This window comes from Gordonia sp. NPDC003504 (genome assembly GCF_053587995.1).
On the sequence record NZ_JBSFPC010000009.1, the window covers coordinates 182291 to 196243 of the forward strand.

Annotated in this window: 10 protein-coding genes and 1 pseudogene; 5 read left to right on the forward strand and 6 right to left on the reverse strand. The window is 66.2% G+C overall.

Translation table 11 applies throughout. From position 1 onward, the window contains the following. Positions 1 to 134 precede the first annotated feature (134 nt). Complete coding sequence (coaE, locus tag ACWDPV_RS17410) at positions 135 to 1043, forward strand: dephospho-CoA kinase (RefSeq protein ID WP_348807504.1); 909 nt, start codon at positions 135 to 137, stop codon at positions 1041 to 1043. Positions 1044 to 1551: 508 nt separating this feature from the next. On the opposite strand, the gene ACWDPV_RS17415 is transcribed toward coaE, so the two are convergent. Continuing rightward, positions 1552 to 2088, reverse strand: coding sequence for a DUF402 domain-containing protein (locus ACWDPV_RS17415; protein ID WP_449743995.1), 537 nt, complete (start codon positions 2086 to 2088; stop codon positions 1552 to 1554). Between the two features lie 74 nt (positions 2089 to 2162). Between ACWDPV_RS17415 and uvrB the strand changes: the two genes are divergently transcribed. Together uvrB and ACWDPV_RS17425 are read left to right on the forward strand one after the other, a co-directional pair. Then, entirely contained in the window at positions 2163 to 4319 is a 2157-nt protein-coding gene (gene uvrB, locus ACWDPV_RS17420; RefSeq protein ID WP_348807501.1) for an excinuclease ABC subunit UvrB, read from the forward strand. 127 nt (positions 4320 to 4446) lie between these two features. Further along, positions 4447 to 4890: a universal stress protein gene (locus tag ACWDPV_RS17425; protein ID WP_348807500.1), complete on the forward strand. Its 444-nt coding sequence runs from the start codon at positions 4447 to 4449 to the stop codon at positions 4888 to 4890. Positions 4891 to 4918: 28 nt separating this feature from the next. Here ACWDPV_RS17425 and ACWDPV_RS17430 read toward each other — a convergent pair whose 3' ends face one another. From ACWDPV_RS17430 to ACWDPV_RS17445, 4 genes are all read right to left on the reverse strand, one after another. After that, positions 4919 to 7216 (reverse strand): HelD family protein, encoded by a 2298-nt coding sequence (locus ACWDPV_RS17430; protein WP_348807499.1) that lies wholly within the window; start codon positions 7214 to 7216, stop codon positions 4919 to 4921. Further along, a complete protein-coding gene (locus ACWDPV_RS17435) occupies positions 7213 to 7677 on the reverse strand; it encodes a hypothetical protein (RefSeq protein WP_348807498.1) in 465 nt (154 codons plus the stop codon). Before ACWDPV_RS17435 ends, ACWDPV_RS17430 begins: the two co-directional genes overlap by 4 nt. Before the next feature lie 242 nt (positions 7678 to 7919). Further along, positions 7920 to 8852, reverse strand: a complete 933-nt coding sequence (locus ACWDPV_RS17440) for a DoxX family membrane protein (protein WP_348809993.1) — start codon at positions 8850 to 8852, stop codon at positions 7920 to 7922. A 268-nt stretch (positions 8853 to 9120) separates the two neighbouring features. Continuing rightward, the gene (locus tag ACWDPV_RS17445) at positions 9121 to 9807 is read right to left on the reverse strand and encodes an MBL fold metallo-hydrolase (protein WP_449743996.1); all 687 of its coding nucleotides are present in this window, start codon (positions 9805 to 9807) and stop codon (positions 9121 to 9123) included. Between the two features lie 218 nt (positions 9808 to 10025). On the opposite strand from ACWDPV_RS17445, the gene uvrA reads away from it, so the two are divergent. Both uvrA and ACWDPV_RS17455 read left to right on the forward strand, forming a co-directional pair. Then, the gene (uvrA, locus tag ACWDPV_RS17450) at positions 10026 to 12905 is read left to right on the forward strand and encodes an excinuclease ABC subunit UvrA (RefSeq protein WP_449743997.1); all 2880 of its coding nucleotides are present in this window, start codon (positions 10026 to 10028) and stop codon (positions 12903 to 12905) included. A 241-nt stretch (positions 12906 to 13146) separates the two neighbouring features. Then, a pseudogene (locus ACWDPV_RS17455) lies at positions 13147 to 13425 on the forward strand (Uma2 family endonuclease); the annotation flags it as partial. Positions 13426 to 13563: 138 nt separating this feature from the next. On the opposite strand, the gene ACWDPV_RS17460 reads toward ACWDPV_RS17455, so the two are convergent. Continuing rightward, positions 13564 to 13884 carry a PspA domain-containing protein gene (locus tag ACWDPV_RS17460; protein ID WP_348807494.1) on the reverse strand — a complete coding sequence of 107 codons (321 nt, stop codon included), beginning with the start codon at positions 13882 to 13884 and terminating at the stop codon, positions 13564 to 13566. Between the last annotated feature and the right edge of the window lie 69 nt (positions 13885 to 13953).

Here is a 13953-nt window from a genome sequence, read left to right on the forward strand (position 1 = left end):
CTCCTTCGCCCGTCGGCCCCGTGTCGAGGCACCCCCTCGAAGAGACGCTGGTCCGAGTATGTCTCAACGTGTGACGATCTTCACCCGCGGGTCGCGTGACCGGTACTTCGTGGCCGTTTGCCACACTGGGAGTCGTGATCCGAGTAGGGCTGACCGGCGGCATCGGCGCCGGCAAATCGACCGTCGCCACCACACTGATCGAGCGGGGTGGCTACCACATCGACGCGGACAAGATCGCCCGAGAGGTCGTCGAGCCGGGGACTCCCGGCCTCGCGGCCCTCGTCGAGGCGTTCGGCGAGGGCATTCTCGCCGACGACGGCACCCTTGACCGAGCCGCGTTGGCGGCCAAGGCATTCGTCGACGATGAGAGCCGCACCACGCTCAACTCCATCACGCACCCGCTCATCGGGGCGCGCACCCAGGAACTGCTCGAGGCCGCCCCCGACGACGCCATCGTCATCCAGGACATCCCGCTACTGGTGGAGAACCATGGGGCGCCGTTCTTTCATCTGGTCATCATCGTCGGCGCCGACGAAGAGCTGCGGATTCACCGGCTGACCACCCAGCGAGGCCTTCCCGAGGCCGATGCCCGCGCACGCATCGCCGCGCAGGCAACCGACGAGCAGCGTCGCGCGGTGGCCGATGTCTGGTTGGACAACTCCGGCACCCCCGGCGACCTGGCGGGCGCGTCGGCGGCGTTGTGGGATCAGCGTCTGGTTCCGTTCGAGGCCAATGTGCGCCACCGGCGTGCTGCCGAGCCGGATCCGAGACTGATTGCGGCCGAACCGAATCCCGATTCGCTCGGCGCTCGCATCACCAACCGGTTGTGGGCGATCTGTGGGGACAAGGCGACGGCCGTCGTGGTGAGCGCCCCGGCAACCGACGATGCACCCACGGAACTCACCATCTCCGCACGTGACGCCGCGGCGGCGGCGGAACTCGAGTCCCTCCTCCCGCCGGGGGGATTTGCCCGCACCGCACCGGATACATATGCGTCGTCGGACCCCGGCAGGCCCGCACGGGTGCTGGTCGCCGAGGGATAGCGGATCCCGAGGTCGCCGAACGCGTCAGGCGAACTGTGCGGACAGACGCGCGTGCCGGTGCCGGAACAGATGGCCGACGAACCACCGCAACACCGGCGACAGCGACGCAGTGGCAGGCGCGGAAGAAACGCGACCTCGTCGAGTACCTCCGTGGCCTCCGGTGAGTCGGGAGAGGACGGTGAGATCGGCGTGAGTGTGCGATCGTGCCGCCACGACGTCATCGTGAGCATCGATGAGCGTTCCCGAAATCCGATCCCCGGCCGGAGTTCGGCGATGGTCAGGTCGTCGTAGTCCAGGGGTAAGAAACCACCGTAGAGAAGCCAGACCTTTCCGATCCGCACACCGGGTTCGACGTCGGCGATCGTCTTCCCGCGGTGCCGCCGCGGCAGGACCATCCGCAGGTAGGGCATCAGTTCGGCGTTGATGCCGTCCATACTCGCGACACGTTCCCACACGCGGTCGGGCGCAGCGGCGATCACCGTGCGTCGGGTCACCCGCTGTGGCGCCGTCATGGCCGATCCCGCCACGTCATCCGCGTCCCGGTCACATCGTCGAGCCACGCCTGGACGTCGTGTCCGTGGTCGGCGGCGCCCACCAGTGCGCGCGTCGCGATGTCGACCGCGGTAACGGCATCGGCGAGCGGGAGCAATCCGGCGTCGTGCGCGGCGAACACCTCGTCGATGTCGACGAGGTGCAACGGTGTGCCCGGCACGTCGACGAGATCGAGATACCAGTCCTCGGCGTGCCAGCAACCGGCGTCGTCCGGGCCGCCGAACCGGCCGACGTCGAGGTAGAGGTGTTGGCCATCGCGAAACCCCTCGTCGAAATGGAAGATGTTCGCGCGCAGGCCCAGAGTCGGAAGCAGCCAGGATTCGAGGTAGGAGAATCGGGGATGGCCGGGGGTGGGACGGGCCATGTACAGACCCACGTCGGTGGGCCGGTACGCGTCGACCCGTCGGACGAACCCCTTGTTGTCGGTGTTCGTCATCGCTGCGACATCGAAGATCTCGCGTTTCGGTGGGTGCACGTCGACCTCTGTGGGCATGTCTGAGACCTTACGGCCCGCCTGCGCCGACAGCGCGGAACATCGATGTCATAGGTCGCGTTTACCCTGGTGTCATGGCCTTTGCAGCAGAACGTCCGGTGATCGCGCACTCGGAGTACCGCCCGATCGGTGAGGTCGAGCGGACCGAGGGCCACTTCACGGTGGTCAGTGAGTACGAGCCTGCGGGTGACCAGCCGGCGGCCATCGATGACCTGGAGAAACGCATCACGGCAGGGGAGAAGGACATCGTCCTGCTCGGCGCCACCGGAACCGGCAAATCGGCGACCACGGCGTGGCTCATCGAGCGGGTGCAGCGACCCACCCTGGTGATGGCGCCCAACAAGACCCTCGCCGCGCAACTGGCCAACGAACTGCGGGAGATGCTACCGAACAACGCGGTCGAGTATTTCGTCTCGTACTACGACTACTACCAACCCGAGGCATACATCGCGCAGACCGACACCTACATCGAGAAGGACTCGTCGATCAACGACGACGTGGAGCGGCTTCGTCACTCGGCGACGTCCAATCTGCTGTCCCGGCGGGACGTCGTCGTGGTCGCATCGGTGTCGTGCATCTACGGTCTGGGCACCCCGCAGTCCTACCTCGACCGTTCCGTCGAGGTGAACGTCGGCGACGAGGTCGACCGCGACGCACTGCTGCGGCTGCTCGTCGACGTGCAGTACGCCCGCAACGACGTCGCCTTCAGTCGCGGCACCTTCCGCGTCCGCGGTGACACGGTCGAAATCATCCCCTCCTACGAGGAGCTCGCCGTGCGCATCGAGTTCTTCGGCGACGAGGTCGAGGCGCTGTACTACCTGCATCCGTTGACCGGAGATGTTGTGCGACAGGTTGATTCGCTGCGGATCTTTCCCGCGACGCACTACGTCGCCGGCCCGGACCGGATGGAGAAGGCGATGACGAGTATCGAAGAGGAACTCGAGTCACGCCTGTCCGACCTGGAGGGCAAGGGCAAGCTGCTCGAGGCGCAACGGCTGCGTATGCGCACCACCTACGACCTGGAGATGATGCGTCAGGTCGGTTTCTGCTCGGGGATCGAGAACTACTCGCGCCACATCGACGGCCGACCGGCCGGCAGCGCGCCGGCGACGCTGATCGACTACTTCCCGGAGGACTTCCTGCTGGTCATCGACGAGTCACACGTGACCGTCCCGCAGATCGGCGGTATGTACGAGGGCGACATGTCGCGCAAACGCAACCTCGTCGAATACGGCTTCCGGCTGCCGTCGGCAGTCGACAACCGCCCGCTCACCTGGGATGAGTTCGTCGACCGTATCGGTCAAACCGTCTACCTGTCGGCGACGCCCGGACCGTACGAACTCGGGCAGTCCAACGGCGAGTTCGTCGAGCAGGTGATCCGCCCGACCGGCCTGGTCGATCCGGAGATCGTGGTGAAACCCACCAAGGGGCAGATCGACGACCTCGTCCACGAGATCCGCGAACGGACCGAACGCGACGAGCGGGTACTGGTGACCACCCTGACCAAGAAGATGGCCGAGGATCTCACCGACTACCTCCTCGAACTCGGCATCCGCGTTCGATACCTGCACTCCGAGGTCGACACATTGCGGCGTGTCGAATTGCTTCGGCAGCTACGATCCGGTGATTTCGACGTGCTCGTCGGTATCAATCTGCTGCGAGAGGGGCTCGATCTGCCCGAGGTGTCGCTGGTGGCGATCCTCGACGCGGACAAGGAAGGCTTCCTGCGGTCGACGACGTCGCTGATCCAGACCATCGGCCGCGCCGCGCGCAATGTGTCCGGTGAGGTGCACATGTACGCCGACAAGATCACCGACTCGATGCGCAATGCCATCGACGAGACCGAACGTCGCCGCGAAAAGCAGGTCGCCTACAACACCGAGCACGGAATCGATCCGAAACCGTTGCGCAAGAAGATCGCCGACATCCTCGATCAGGTGTACCGGGAGGCCGAGGACACCTCGGCGGGCGTGGTCGGATCGGGGCGCAGTGCCAGCCGCGGACGACGTGCCCAGGGTGAGGTGTCCAAGGCGGCGAGCGCCGGGGTGATCGAGAAGCGCGACGTCTCGTCGATGCCACGTGCCGAACTGGCCGATCTGGTGGCGCAGCTGACCGAGCAGATGATGTCCGCCGCCCGCGATTTGCAGTTCGAGCTGGCGGGTCGACTGCGCGACGAGATCGCGGACCTGAAAAAGGAGCTCCGCGGAATGGATGCGGCCGGGATCTCGTGACTGCTGCCGCGATCGCGGGACAAAACACCGGGCGTCACACTAGCCTGCTGATCCAGGGCTCCCTAGAGTGTGGGGGATGCATGTGCTCGCCCATACGGGCGGTGCCGAACACGAGGTGGAGGTAGGGATGAGCGCGTATACCACGGTTGTCGTCGGAACCGATGGCTCTGAGTCGTCGATGGCCGCGGTCGATCGTGCGGGGGCCATTGCAGGTGCGAACGCCAAGCTGGTGATCGCATGCGCGTATTTCCCGAACGAGCGGTCCGCGGGTGAAGTCGCCGACGTCCTCAAGGATGAGGCGTACCAGGTGACCGGATCGTCGCCGACCGAGGAGATCTTGCGCCGCGCCAAGGAGCGCGCCACCTCTGCCGGTGCCACGCAGGTCATCCAGCGTGCGGTCAAGGGAGCACCGGTAGACGCATTGCTTCAGCTGGTCACCGATGTCCAGGCCGATCTACTGGTGGTCGGGAACCGCGGACTGAACTCCATCGCCGGTCGACTGCTGGGATCGGTCCCGGCCGACGCCGCCCGTAAGTCCACCTCCGACGTCCTGATCGTTCACACCACATAGGGCGCGCGGACGATCTGCCCGCCGAGACTCACTCGGTGGGCAGATCCGACAGTTCCTCGGGTAGCTCACCGGCATGCACCACGATGAGCCGTTGCGTGCTGCGGGTGAGCGCCACATAGAGGTCACTGTGCCCCCGGGGGGACTGAGCGATCAGCTCGCCGGGCTCGACGACCACGGTGGTGTCGAACTCGAGGCCTTTGCAGGTGGTGACGGTGTGCACTCGAGGCCTGTCCGCCTCGGGACGATCGGCGAGAGCGTCGGCGACAGCGACGCTGAGGGTATCGGGTACGACGATGCCGGTCAGGCCGGTCAGGTCGGCCCGCGTGGCCGTCGCCACAACGGCCGCGACCAGATGATCGGCGTCGATGGGCACGGCGGTCGGCGCAATTCCGTTGGAGCGCAGTGATGTCGGCGCCGACATCTCCGGGTTCACGTGCCGCAGTACCCGGGCGGCATAGGTCATGATCTCGGCCGGGGTCCGGTAGTTGACGGTGAGTTCGCGCAACTGCCAACGCTTTGCGACATAGGGTGTCAACACCTCGTCCCACGAGGTGGTACCGGCGAGATCGCCGGTCTGGGCGGTATCGCCGATGATGGTCATCCACCGATTCGGGATGCGGCGCATCACCATTCGCCACGCCATCGCCGAGAGTTCCTGCGCCTCGTCGACGATCACGTGACCGAAGGTCCAGGTGCGGTCGCCGTATGCGCGTTCGGCGGTGGTCGCCCGGTTGGTCTGGGTCTGACGGGCGGCGAGCTGCTCGGCGTCGATGAGGTCGTAGGCCATCAGGATCTCGGGATCGAGTTCATCCTCGAGGTCCTGTGGGGCCGAACCGGTCAGGATGTCGAGCGCGTCCTGCGCCTCGGCGAGTTGCCGACGCCAGTGGGCGCGCTCCTCCGCCTCGGCCTCCGCGGTTCCGTAGCCGATCAGTTCGGCGAGTTCGTCGAGCAGCGGCACGTCGGCGGGTGTGAGCGTCGAGTCGTCGGCGGCAGCCGCCCGATACAGCGTCGCGCGGTCGGCGTCCGACCATCCCGGAGTGCACTTTCGCAGAGAATTCGTGTCGGCGAACAGGTCTCGCAGCACATCCTGGGGCGTCAGCGTCGGCCAGAATTCGAGCAACACGGCGCGGATGTCGGGATCTCGGGACATGTCGGTGCGGATGTCGGCGATGTCGCCGGCGCTGAGGAGTTGCGATCCGTCGAGCAGACTCGAACCGATGGCCCGGGCATGTCGTTCGGCGAGTCCGTTGAGCGCGGTGCGCAGGAACACCGACTGCGCTTGATTGTGTGCGCGGCGCGACGACCTCGCCTTGCCGCGTGCGGCCTTGATGAGGTCGGCGTCGACCTCGATCCGATAGCCGTCGAAGAACACGGGAATCGGTGTGCGGGGCAACGACTCCCGAGCTCGAACCGCCCGTTTCAGGACGTCGATCATGCCGAGTCTGCCCTTGACCTCACGCGTTGTGCGGGGTTCGTCGGCGGTGGCGTGCACGCCGGGGAACAGCTCGCCGATGGTGGCCAGCAGGACACCCGATTCACCGAGCGACGGCAGCACCTGTCCGATGTAGTCGAGGAAGTCGTTGTTCGGGCCGACGATGAGAATGCCGCTGCGGGAGAGGATCTCACGGTGGGTGTAGAGCAGGTAGGCGGCTCGGTGCAGCGCGACGGCGGTCTTGCCGGTACCCGGCCCGCCCTGGATCACGGTCACGCCGCGATGCGTGGACCGGATGATCAGATCCTGTTCACGTTGGATCGTCTCCACGATGTCGGTCATCTCGCCGGTCCGGGCGGTGTTCATGGCTGCGACGAGCGCCGACTCGTTGACCACATCGCCGTGTCCGAAGTCGTCGGCGATCGCCTCACCTGCGGTCAGCACCTCGTCGTTGACCGCGCGGACCCGGCGATTGCGCGTGCGAATGTGCCTGCGGCGGGCCACATCCTCGGGTGCCGCGGGTGTCGCGAGATAGAACGGTCGGGACAGTGGGGCGCGCCAGTCCAACAGCAGGGTGGTGTCGGCGGCGTCGTCGTCGAGGACGCCGATCCGACCGATCCGGCGGGTCTCCCCATCGTCGAGATCCAATCTGCCGAAGTACAGATTGTGTTCGGCCGCATCGAATTTGGCCAGGTCGTCGACGTACATGCGCTCGTAGGATTCGCGTTCGGACGCAGCCTGCGGTGTGCCGTCGGACTCGCGCAACGTTGCCGAGAGGCGACGCTCGGTGTTGGCCCGCATGCGGTCGAGGCGGGCGTAGACGAGGTCGAGATGTGCCTGCTCCTCCACGGTGTGCGCGTCGTCGCCGGTCTGGATGGAAGACGACGTACTCACCGCGACGGCACTCCGTGGCCGCTCACGCCCGCGGGGAAACGGAGTCCGCGCGTGCGCATCTGGTCCGTGATACTCGCTGCCCGCGTCGGATTGCCGAGCACGTCGCACACGTCGGCGGCAGGGCCGGCCAACCATGGCGCACCGAGTCGGTCGGACAACCAGGCCAGCACGCTGCGCTGGGGCCCGAACGGAATCGGGGTGTCGGGCGAGGAGCCGAGAACGCCGTGCCGGGACACGTAGATGTGGAACGAAAGCGTCAGCGGTTCCGACGCGACGTAGAGGGGAAAGCTGTGGGAATTCACTGTCATTCGTTGATAGTTGGGTTCGGTCTGGTCGAGGGCGGCCAGTTCGGATGCGGTCAGCCAGGCCGCCGAGGTATCGACGCCGCCGCCGGCACTGCGATAGGGCGTCGCGGGAATATACCCGCCCCGGGCGACATGCGCCGAATGAGAGACCGTCATTCCCTCGATCCGCACCGGGAGAATGCGACGACTCAGACCGGTCGGGTCGAGGCCGGCCCGAGCGAACTTCCGGGACAGTACTGCGGGTGACGCGTTCGACCCGACGGCCACGACCATCGCTGTCCCCGGGATCGGCGATCGACGATCACCGACCCCGGAGACGGCACCGTCCTCGCACCACGGATACAGGTGGGGGGCGAAGTCGGACGGGGTGACCGGGGCGGGCCGGGTGTCGTGCAGCGTCAGGACGCGGCCTTCCGCCAGCGCCGACGACCGGCGTCGGCCGTCTCCTGAGCCTTCTCCTGAGCGGTGGCGGCCAGGGACCGCGCCGATTCGGCCAACTCCGGTGCCTTCTCGCCGAGCCGATCGGCAACCTCGGCGGAGCGTTCGCTGATGAGCTCGGCCCACTCGGTCGATCGGTCGCGGGCGGCTTCGGCCAGTTCGGGTGCGCGTTCGCTGATCAGCTCCGCCCACTCGGTCGATCGCTCGCGCGCCAGCTCGGCCAGCTCCGGTGCGCGGTCACGGAGCAGGTCGGCGAACTCCACCGATCGCTCGCGGGCGACCTCGGCGAGTTCCGGCGCGCGATCACGCACCTTCTCGGCCACGTCCTCGGACTTCTCACCGAGAGCGGTGGCGCCGTCGTGTGTGCGTTCGACGAACGAATCCCAGGCCGAGGTACCGGCTTTGGCGCCGAACGGCAGAGCTGCGCTCACGGCGGCGCCGGCCGCATTGGCCTTGCGCTTGCCGCGCCAGGCCAGCGACGGCTTGCCCTCGGTGTCGGCGGCGGCGATCAGCAGGCCACCGGTCAGGCTGATGTTCTTGAAGAACTGGGTGCGTTGCGCGGCCCGCTTGGCGGGATCGGTTTCCTGCCAGAACGGGTGACCCGCGAACGTCGTCGGTACCAGCGAACCCGCGAGCGCGATGGCGGCCACACGAGGGAACTTTCCGGTGGCCAGCAGTGCGGCGCCACCCACCTGGATGGCGCCGTTGATCCGGACGAGCGTCGCCGGATCACTGGGGAGAGTGGCGGAGACGTTGGGCGGCAGTGCGTTGAGCGAACTCTCGATGAAGTCGCCGGCCATCTCGGCGCGTCCGGCCGGTTTGCGCACGGCGTCGATACCCGAGGCGAAGAAGACGGTGGCGAGCATGGGACGTGCGATACGGCGAAGAATCATCGGTGATACTGCCCTTCGTTCGGTCTGCTGGTGGAACCGGAACCGCGGCACTCGGACACCCGGCTGTTGGAGTGGACGATGTCGATCCGGCGCCTTATCGAGGCTACCCGTCGGTGCGCGGTCCGGTGGTTCGTGTGGTCGCCCCGCCGCGTCCGCGCCGCCGACGGCCGAGCATGTCAGCGGTTCCGTCCGCGCGGGTGGCCGGGCCGGCTCGAGCCCGGGGGCGAGTGCCGTGCCGATGCTCCACCCCTGTTGGAGGAACCGGGTCTCACCAGCCGCGCTCGCGCCACTCCGGCAGCGCGGGGCGTTCGGTACCCAGGGTGGTGTCCTTGCCGTGCCCCGGATAGACCACGGTGGAGTCGGGGAAACGATCGAAGATCTTCGTCGAGACATCGTCGATGAGGCGATCGAAATCACCTGGCTCCCAAGTTTTTCCGACGCCACCGGGAAAGAGTGAGTCGCCGGTGAAGAGATGGACGACACCATCGGCGGGATCGGTGAGTGCCAACGCGATCGAGCCCGGGGTATGACCCACCAGATGGATTGCGGTGAAGGTGAGGTCGCTGACCGTGAGAACGTCGCCGTCGTCGACGAGGAGATCGGGGGTGATGGGTAACTCGTCGGCATCGAAGCGTCCGGCCGCGGTCGGTGCACCGGTGGCGGCGGCGACCTGTTCGAGTGCCTGCCAGTGGTCGAAGTGTCGATGGGTGGTGACGATGAGCTTCGGCGTACCACCCAACTGGGCGAGGACCGCCAGGATGGTGTCGGCGTCGTTGGCGGCGTCGATGATGAGCTGGTCGCCGGTGGCGGTTGAGGTGACGATGTAGGCGTTGTTGTCCATCGGACCGACCGACACCTTGACGATCGTGGCGTTGGACAGGGTTCGTCGCTGTGGACCCGATTCGGACAGGTCGCCGGTGTAGTTGTCGGTGATGGTGATCTCGGCTGAGGACATGAAAACCAAGCGTAGCCCCGACGGCTGCGTGATCCGGCGGCGTCGCAGGGATCGACATCGGAGCAGGTCGACGATGCCGCGTATCGTGGGATGCCGGTGCGCTGATGGGTTCGGCGCCGCAGAAGCTTGTTTCTCACCGGATTGTCGGTGGCCCTCGCTACGGTGATCCGCGCGGGGTGCCGCAAGCCCCGACAGCCGAGTTCGTAGATAGGAATGTAGTGGTTGATCGCCTGATCGTCCGCGGAGCGCGTGAGCACAATTTGCGCGGAGTCGACGTGGACCTCCCGCGTGACAGTCTGATCGTTTTCACCGGTCTGTCCGGGTCGGGGAAGTCGTCCCTCGCGTTCGACACGATCTTCGCCGAGGGACAGCGTCGGTACGTCGAGTCGCTCTCGGCCTACGCCCGCCAGTTCCTGGGCCAGATGGACAAGCCCGACGTCGACTTCATCGAGGGACTCTCACCCGCGGTGTCGATCGATCAGAAGTCCACCAACCGCAACCCACGCTCGACGGTCGGCACCATCACCGAGGTGTACGACTATCTGCGTCTGCTCTACGCGCGCGCAGGGAAGGCGCACTGCCCGGTGTGTGGTGCCGAGATCGCCAAGCAGACGCCGCAGCAGATCGTCGATCAGGTCCTCGAGATGTCGGAGGGCACCCGATTCCAGGTGCTCGCGCCGGTCGTCCGCACCCGCAAGGGGGAATTCGTCGATCTGTTCGCCGAACTGCAAACGCAGGGCTTCTCCCGTGCGCGTGTGGACGGCGTGGTGCATCAACTGTCCGATCCGCCGAAGCTGAAGAAGCAGGAGAAGCACGACATCGAGGTGGTCGTCGACCGCCTGGCGGTCAAGCCGAGTGCCAAGCAGCGACTGACGGACTCGGTGGAGACCGCATTGCGGCTCGCCGACGGGATCATCGTGCTCGACTTCGTCGATCTGGAAGAGGACGACCCGCATCGTGAACGGCGGTTCTCCGAGCGGATGGCGTGCCCCAACGGGCACCCGATCGCCATCGACGACCTCGAGCCGCGGTCGTTCTCCTTCAACTCGCCCTATGGCGCCTGCCCGGAATGCGATGGCCTCGGCATCCGCAAGGAGATCGACGAGGATCTCGTCGTCCCCGATCCGGACCTGTCGCTGACCGACGGTGCGATCGCCCCGTGGTCGTCGGGTCACAACGCCGACTACTTCGTGCGTCTGATCAGTGGTCTTGCCGATCAGATGAACTTCGACATGGACACGCCGTGGAAGAAGTTGCCCGCGAAGGCGCGCAACGCGCTGCTCAACGGCAGCGACCATCAGGTGCACGTGAAGTTCCGTAACCGCTACGGCCGGACGCGCTCGTACTACACCGAGTTCGAAGGCGTGATGGCCTTCCTCAACCGCCGGATGGACCAGACCGAGTCCGAGCAGATGAAGGAACGCTATGAGGGGTACATGCGGGACGTGCCCTGTCCGGTCTGCGAGGGAGCCCGACTGCGCCCGGAGATCCTCTCGGTGACTCTCGACCACCCGACCGCGGGTGAGATGTCGATCGCCCAGGTGTGCGCGCTGTCGGTGGCCGACTGCGCGGTGTACCTCGACGGTCTGGCCCTCGATGAACGCCAGAAGGCGATCGCCGGCCGGGTGCTGAAGGAGGTGCAGGCCCGCATCCGTTTCCTGCTCGACGTCGGACTTGACTACCTGTCGCTGGCCCGGGCCGCGGGCTCGCTGTCGGGCGGTGAGGCACAACGCATCCGGCTGGCCACGCAGATCGGCTCCGGCCTTGCCGGCGTCCTCTACGTGCTCGACGAACCGTCGATCGGTCTGCATCAGCGCGACAACCGCCGACTCATCGACACCCTGACCCGGCTGCGCGATCTGGGGAACACCCTCATCGTCGTCGAGCACGACGAGGACACGATCCGCTCGGCCGACTGGATTGTCGACATCGGCCCACGGGCCGGTGAACATGGCGGTCAGGTGGTGCACTCCGGCAGTTACAAGGACCTGCTCAAGAACCGCAAGTCGCTGACCGGTAACTACCTGGCCGGGCGGGACACCCTGCCGGTGCCGGCCATTCGACGGCCGATCACCAAGAATCGGCAGCTCACCGTTGTCGGTGCGCGTGAGCACAACCTCCGCGGCATCGACGTGTCATTCCCGCTCGGTGTGCTGACCGCGGTCACCGGGGTGTCCGGCTCGGGCAAGTCGACGCTGGTCAACGACATCCTCGCCACGGTGCTGGCCAACAAGCTCAACGGCGCACGTCAGGTTCCGGGCCGTCACACGCGGGTGAACGGGCTCGGGAATCTGGACAAGCTGGTCCAGGTCGACCAGTCGCCGATCGGACGGACACCGCGTTCCAATCCGGCCACCTACACCGGGGTGTTCGACAAGATCCGCACGCTGTTCGCCGCCACGACCGAGGCCAAGGTGCGTGGTTACCAGCCCGGCCGATTCTCGTTCAACGTCAAGGGCGGTCGGTGTGAGGCGTGCACCGGTGAGGGCACCATCAAGATCGAGATGAACTTCCTGCCGGACGTGTACGTGCCGTGCGAGGTGTGCCACGGTGCCCGCTACAACCGAGAAACCCTCGAGGTGCACTACAAGGGCAAGACGATCTCCGAGGTCCTCGACATGCCAATCGAGGAGGCCTGCGAGTTCTTCGAACCCGTCACCTCGATTCACCGCTACCTCAGGACACTCGTCGACGTCGGACTCGGTTATGTCCGGCTCGGGCAGCCTGCGCCGACGTTGTCCGGCGGTGAGGCGCAGCGCGTCAAACTGTCGGCCGAACTGCAGAAACGATCCTCTGGCCGGACGGTGTACATCCTTGACGAGCCGACGACCGGTCTGCATTTCGAGGACATCAAGAAACTTCTCGATGTGATCAACGGACTTGTCGACAAGGGCAACACGGTCATCGTCATCGAGCACAACCTCGACGTCATCAAGACCGCGGACTGGGTCATCGACATGGGTCCCGAAGGGGGCGTCGGTGGTGGCACGGTGGTCGCCGAGGGAACGCCCGAGGACATAGCGGACACCCCGGAGAGCCATACCGGCAAGTTCCTAGCCGAGATCCTCGCCGACGAACGGGTCGCCTCCGCGGGCTGACAGGCGCACGAGGTTGCCGGAGGCGTGTGGTTCTCCGACCGGTGCGGCCGAGGATGTGCACCATGGACAGCGCGACGACCACTCGTGACGGTTTCCCCATTCCCGGTTCGCGTCTGTTGACGGTGCGCGATCTGGAGAGGATGCCCGATGACGGTCACCGGTACGAACTCATTGACGGGGTCTTGATCGTGACCCCCGCACTGGGATTCGGCACCAGCAGATCGTCGTCAAACTCGCCGGCGTGCTCGATGCCGTATGCCCGCGCAGATTGGCCGTCATGACGGCACCGTTCGCGGTTCGCGCCGGCGACAGTGTCGAGTTGCGGTCCGACGTTCTGGTGGGCCGGGTCGAGGAGTCCACCGATCGAGACCTGCCCGCGGCCCCGGTTCTCGTGGTCGAGGTGGCATCACCGAGCACCGCGCTACACCACCTCAACACGAAGAAGGCGGCGTACGAACGGCTCAGAGTCCCCAGTTACTGGGTCATCGACCCCGAACGGGTGGCGCTGACGGTGTACGAACTCCGTGAGGACCGCTACCACGAGTCGGCAACGGTGGTCGGCGATCAGCTGTTCGACGCAACCAGGCCGTACCCAGTGCAGGTGATTCCCGCGCGACTCCCTCGGTCAGTTCGCCTGAGCGGCCCACCCAACGGGGGTTCAGGTGCCGGAGCTCCCCATCGACCTGCGGATCTCCTCCAGGCGTTTCTTGGCCGCCTCATCGCGCTCGCGCATCATCTCGTCGACCTGCTGACCCTCAGGCGTGGACTCGGCCAACTCCTGTGAACCGATCGCCGTGGCGATGCGATTCTCGATCTTGTCGCGCACGAAGTCGAACGATGGAACGCCGGCTTCGGAGTAGTCCGGATCGGGGAGCGGCGGAGTCGACGGAGCGGCCGGCGGACTCACGATCTCCGCGTCGATCACGTCATCGACCGGAGATGTGGGCTCGGTCGGAGTGGGGTCCTCGGGTGCGGTCATGCGACCAGCGTAGGTTCCCACGTCGGGCGGCGGCGCAGATGTCACGAGGGAAGTGCAACTCGCACGATT

What these genes read in the sequence shown, in the direction of transcription:
- ACWDPV_RS17415 (WP_449743995.1), bottom strand. Translation starts at nt 2,088, where the DNA reads ATGCCCACAGAGGTCGACGTGCACCCACCGAAACGCGAGATCTTCGAT.
- uvrB (WP_348807501.1), top strand. Translation starts at nt 2,163, where the DNA reads ATGGCCTTTGCAGCAGAACGTCCGGTGATCGCGCACTCGGAGTACCGC.
- ACWDPV_RS17425 (WP_348807500.1), top strand. Translation starts at nt 4,447, where the DNA reads ATGAGCGCGTATACCACGGTTGTCGTCGGAACCGATGGCTCTGAGTCG.
- ACWDPV_RS17435 (WP_348807498.1), bottom strand. Translation starts at nt 7,677, where the DNA reads ATGACGGTCTCTCATTCGGCGCATGTCGCCCGGGGCGGGTATATTCCC.
- ACWDPV_RS17440 (WP_348809993.1), bottom strand. Translation starts at nt 8,852, where the DNA reads ATGATTCTTCGCCGTATCGCACGTCCCATGCTCGCCACCGTCTTCTTC.
- ACWDPV_RS17445 (WP_449743996.1), bottom strand. Translation starts at nt 9,807, where the DNA reads ATGTCCTCAGCCGAGATCACCATCACCGACAACTACACCGGCGACCTG.
- ACWDPV_RS17460 (WP_348807494.1), bottom strand. Translation starts at nt 13,884, where the DNA reads ATGACCGCACCCGAGGACCCCACTCCGACCGAGCCCACATCTCCGGTC.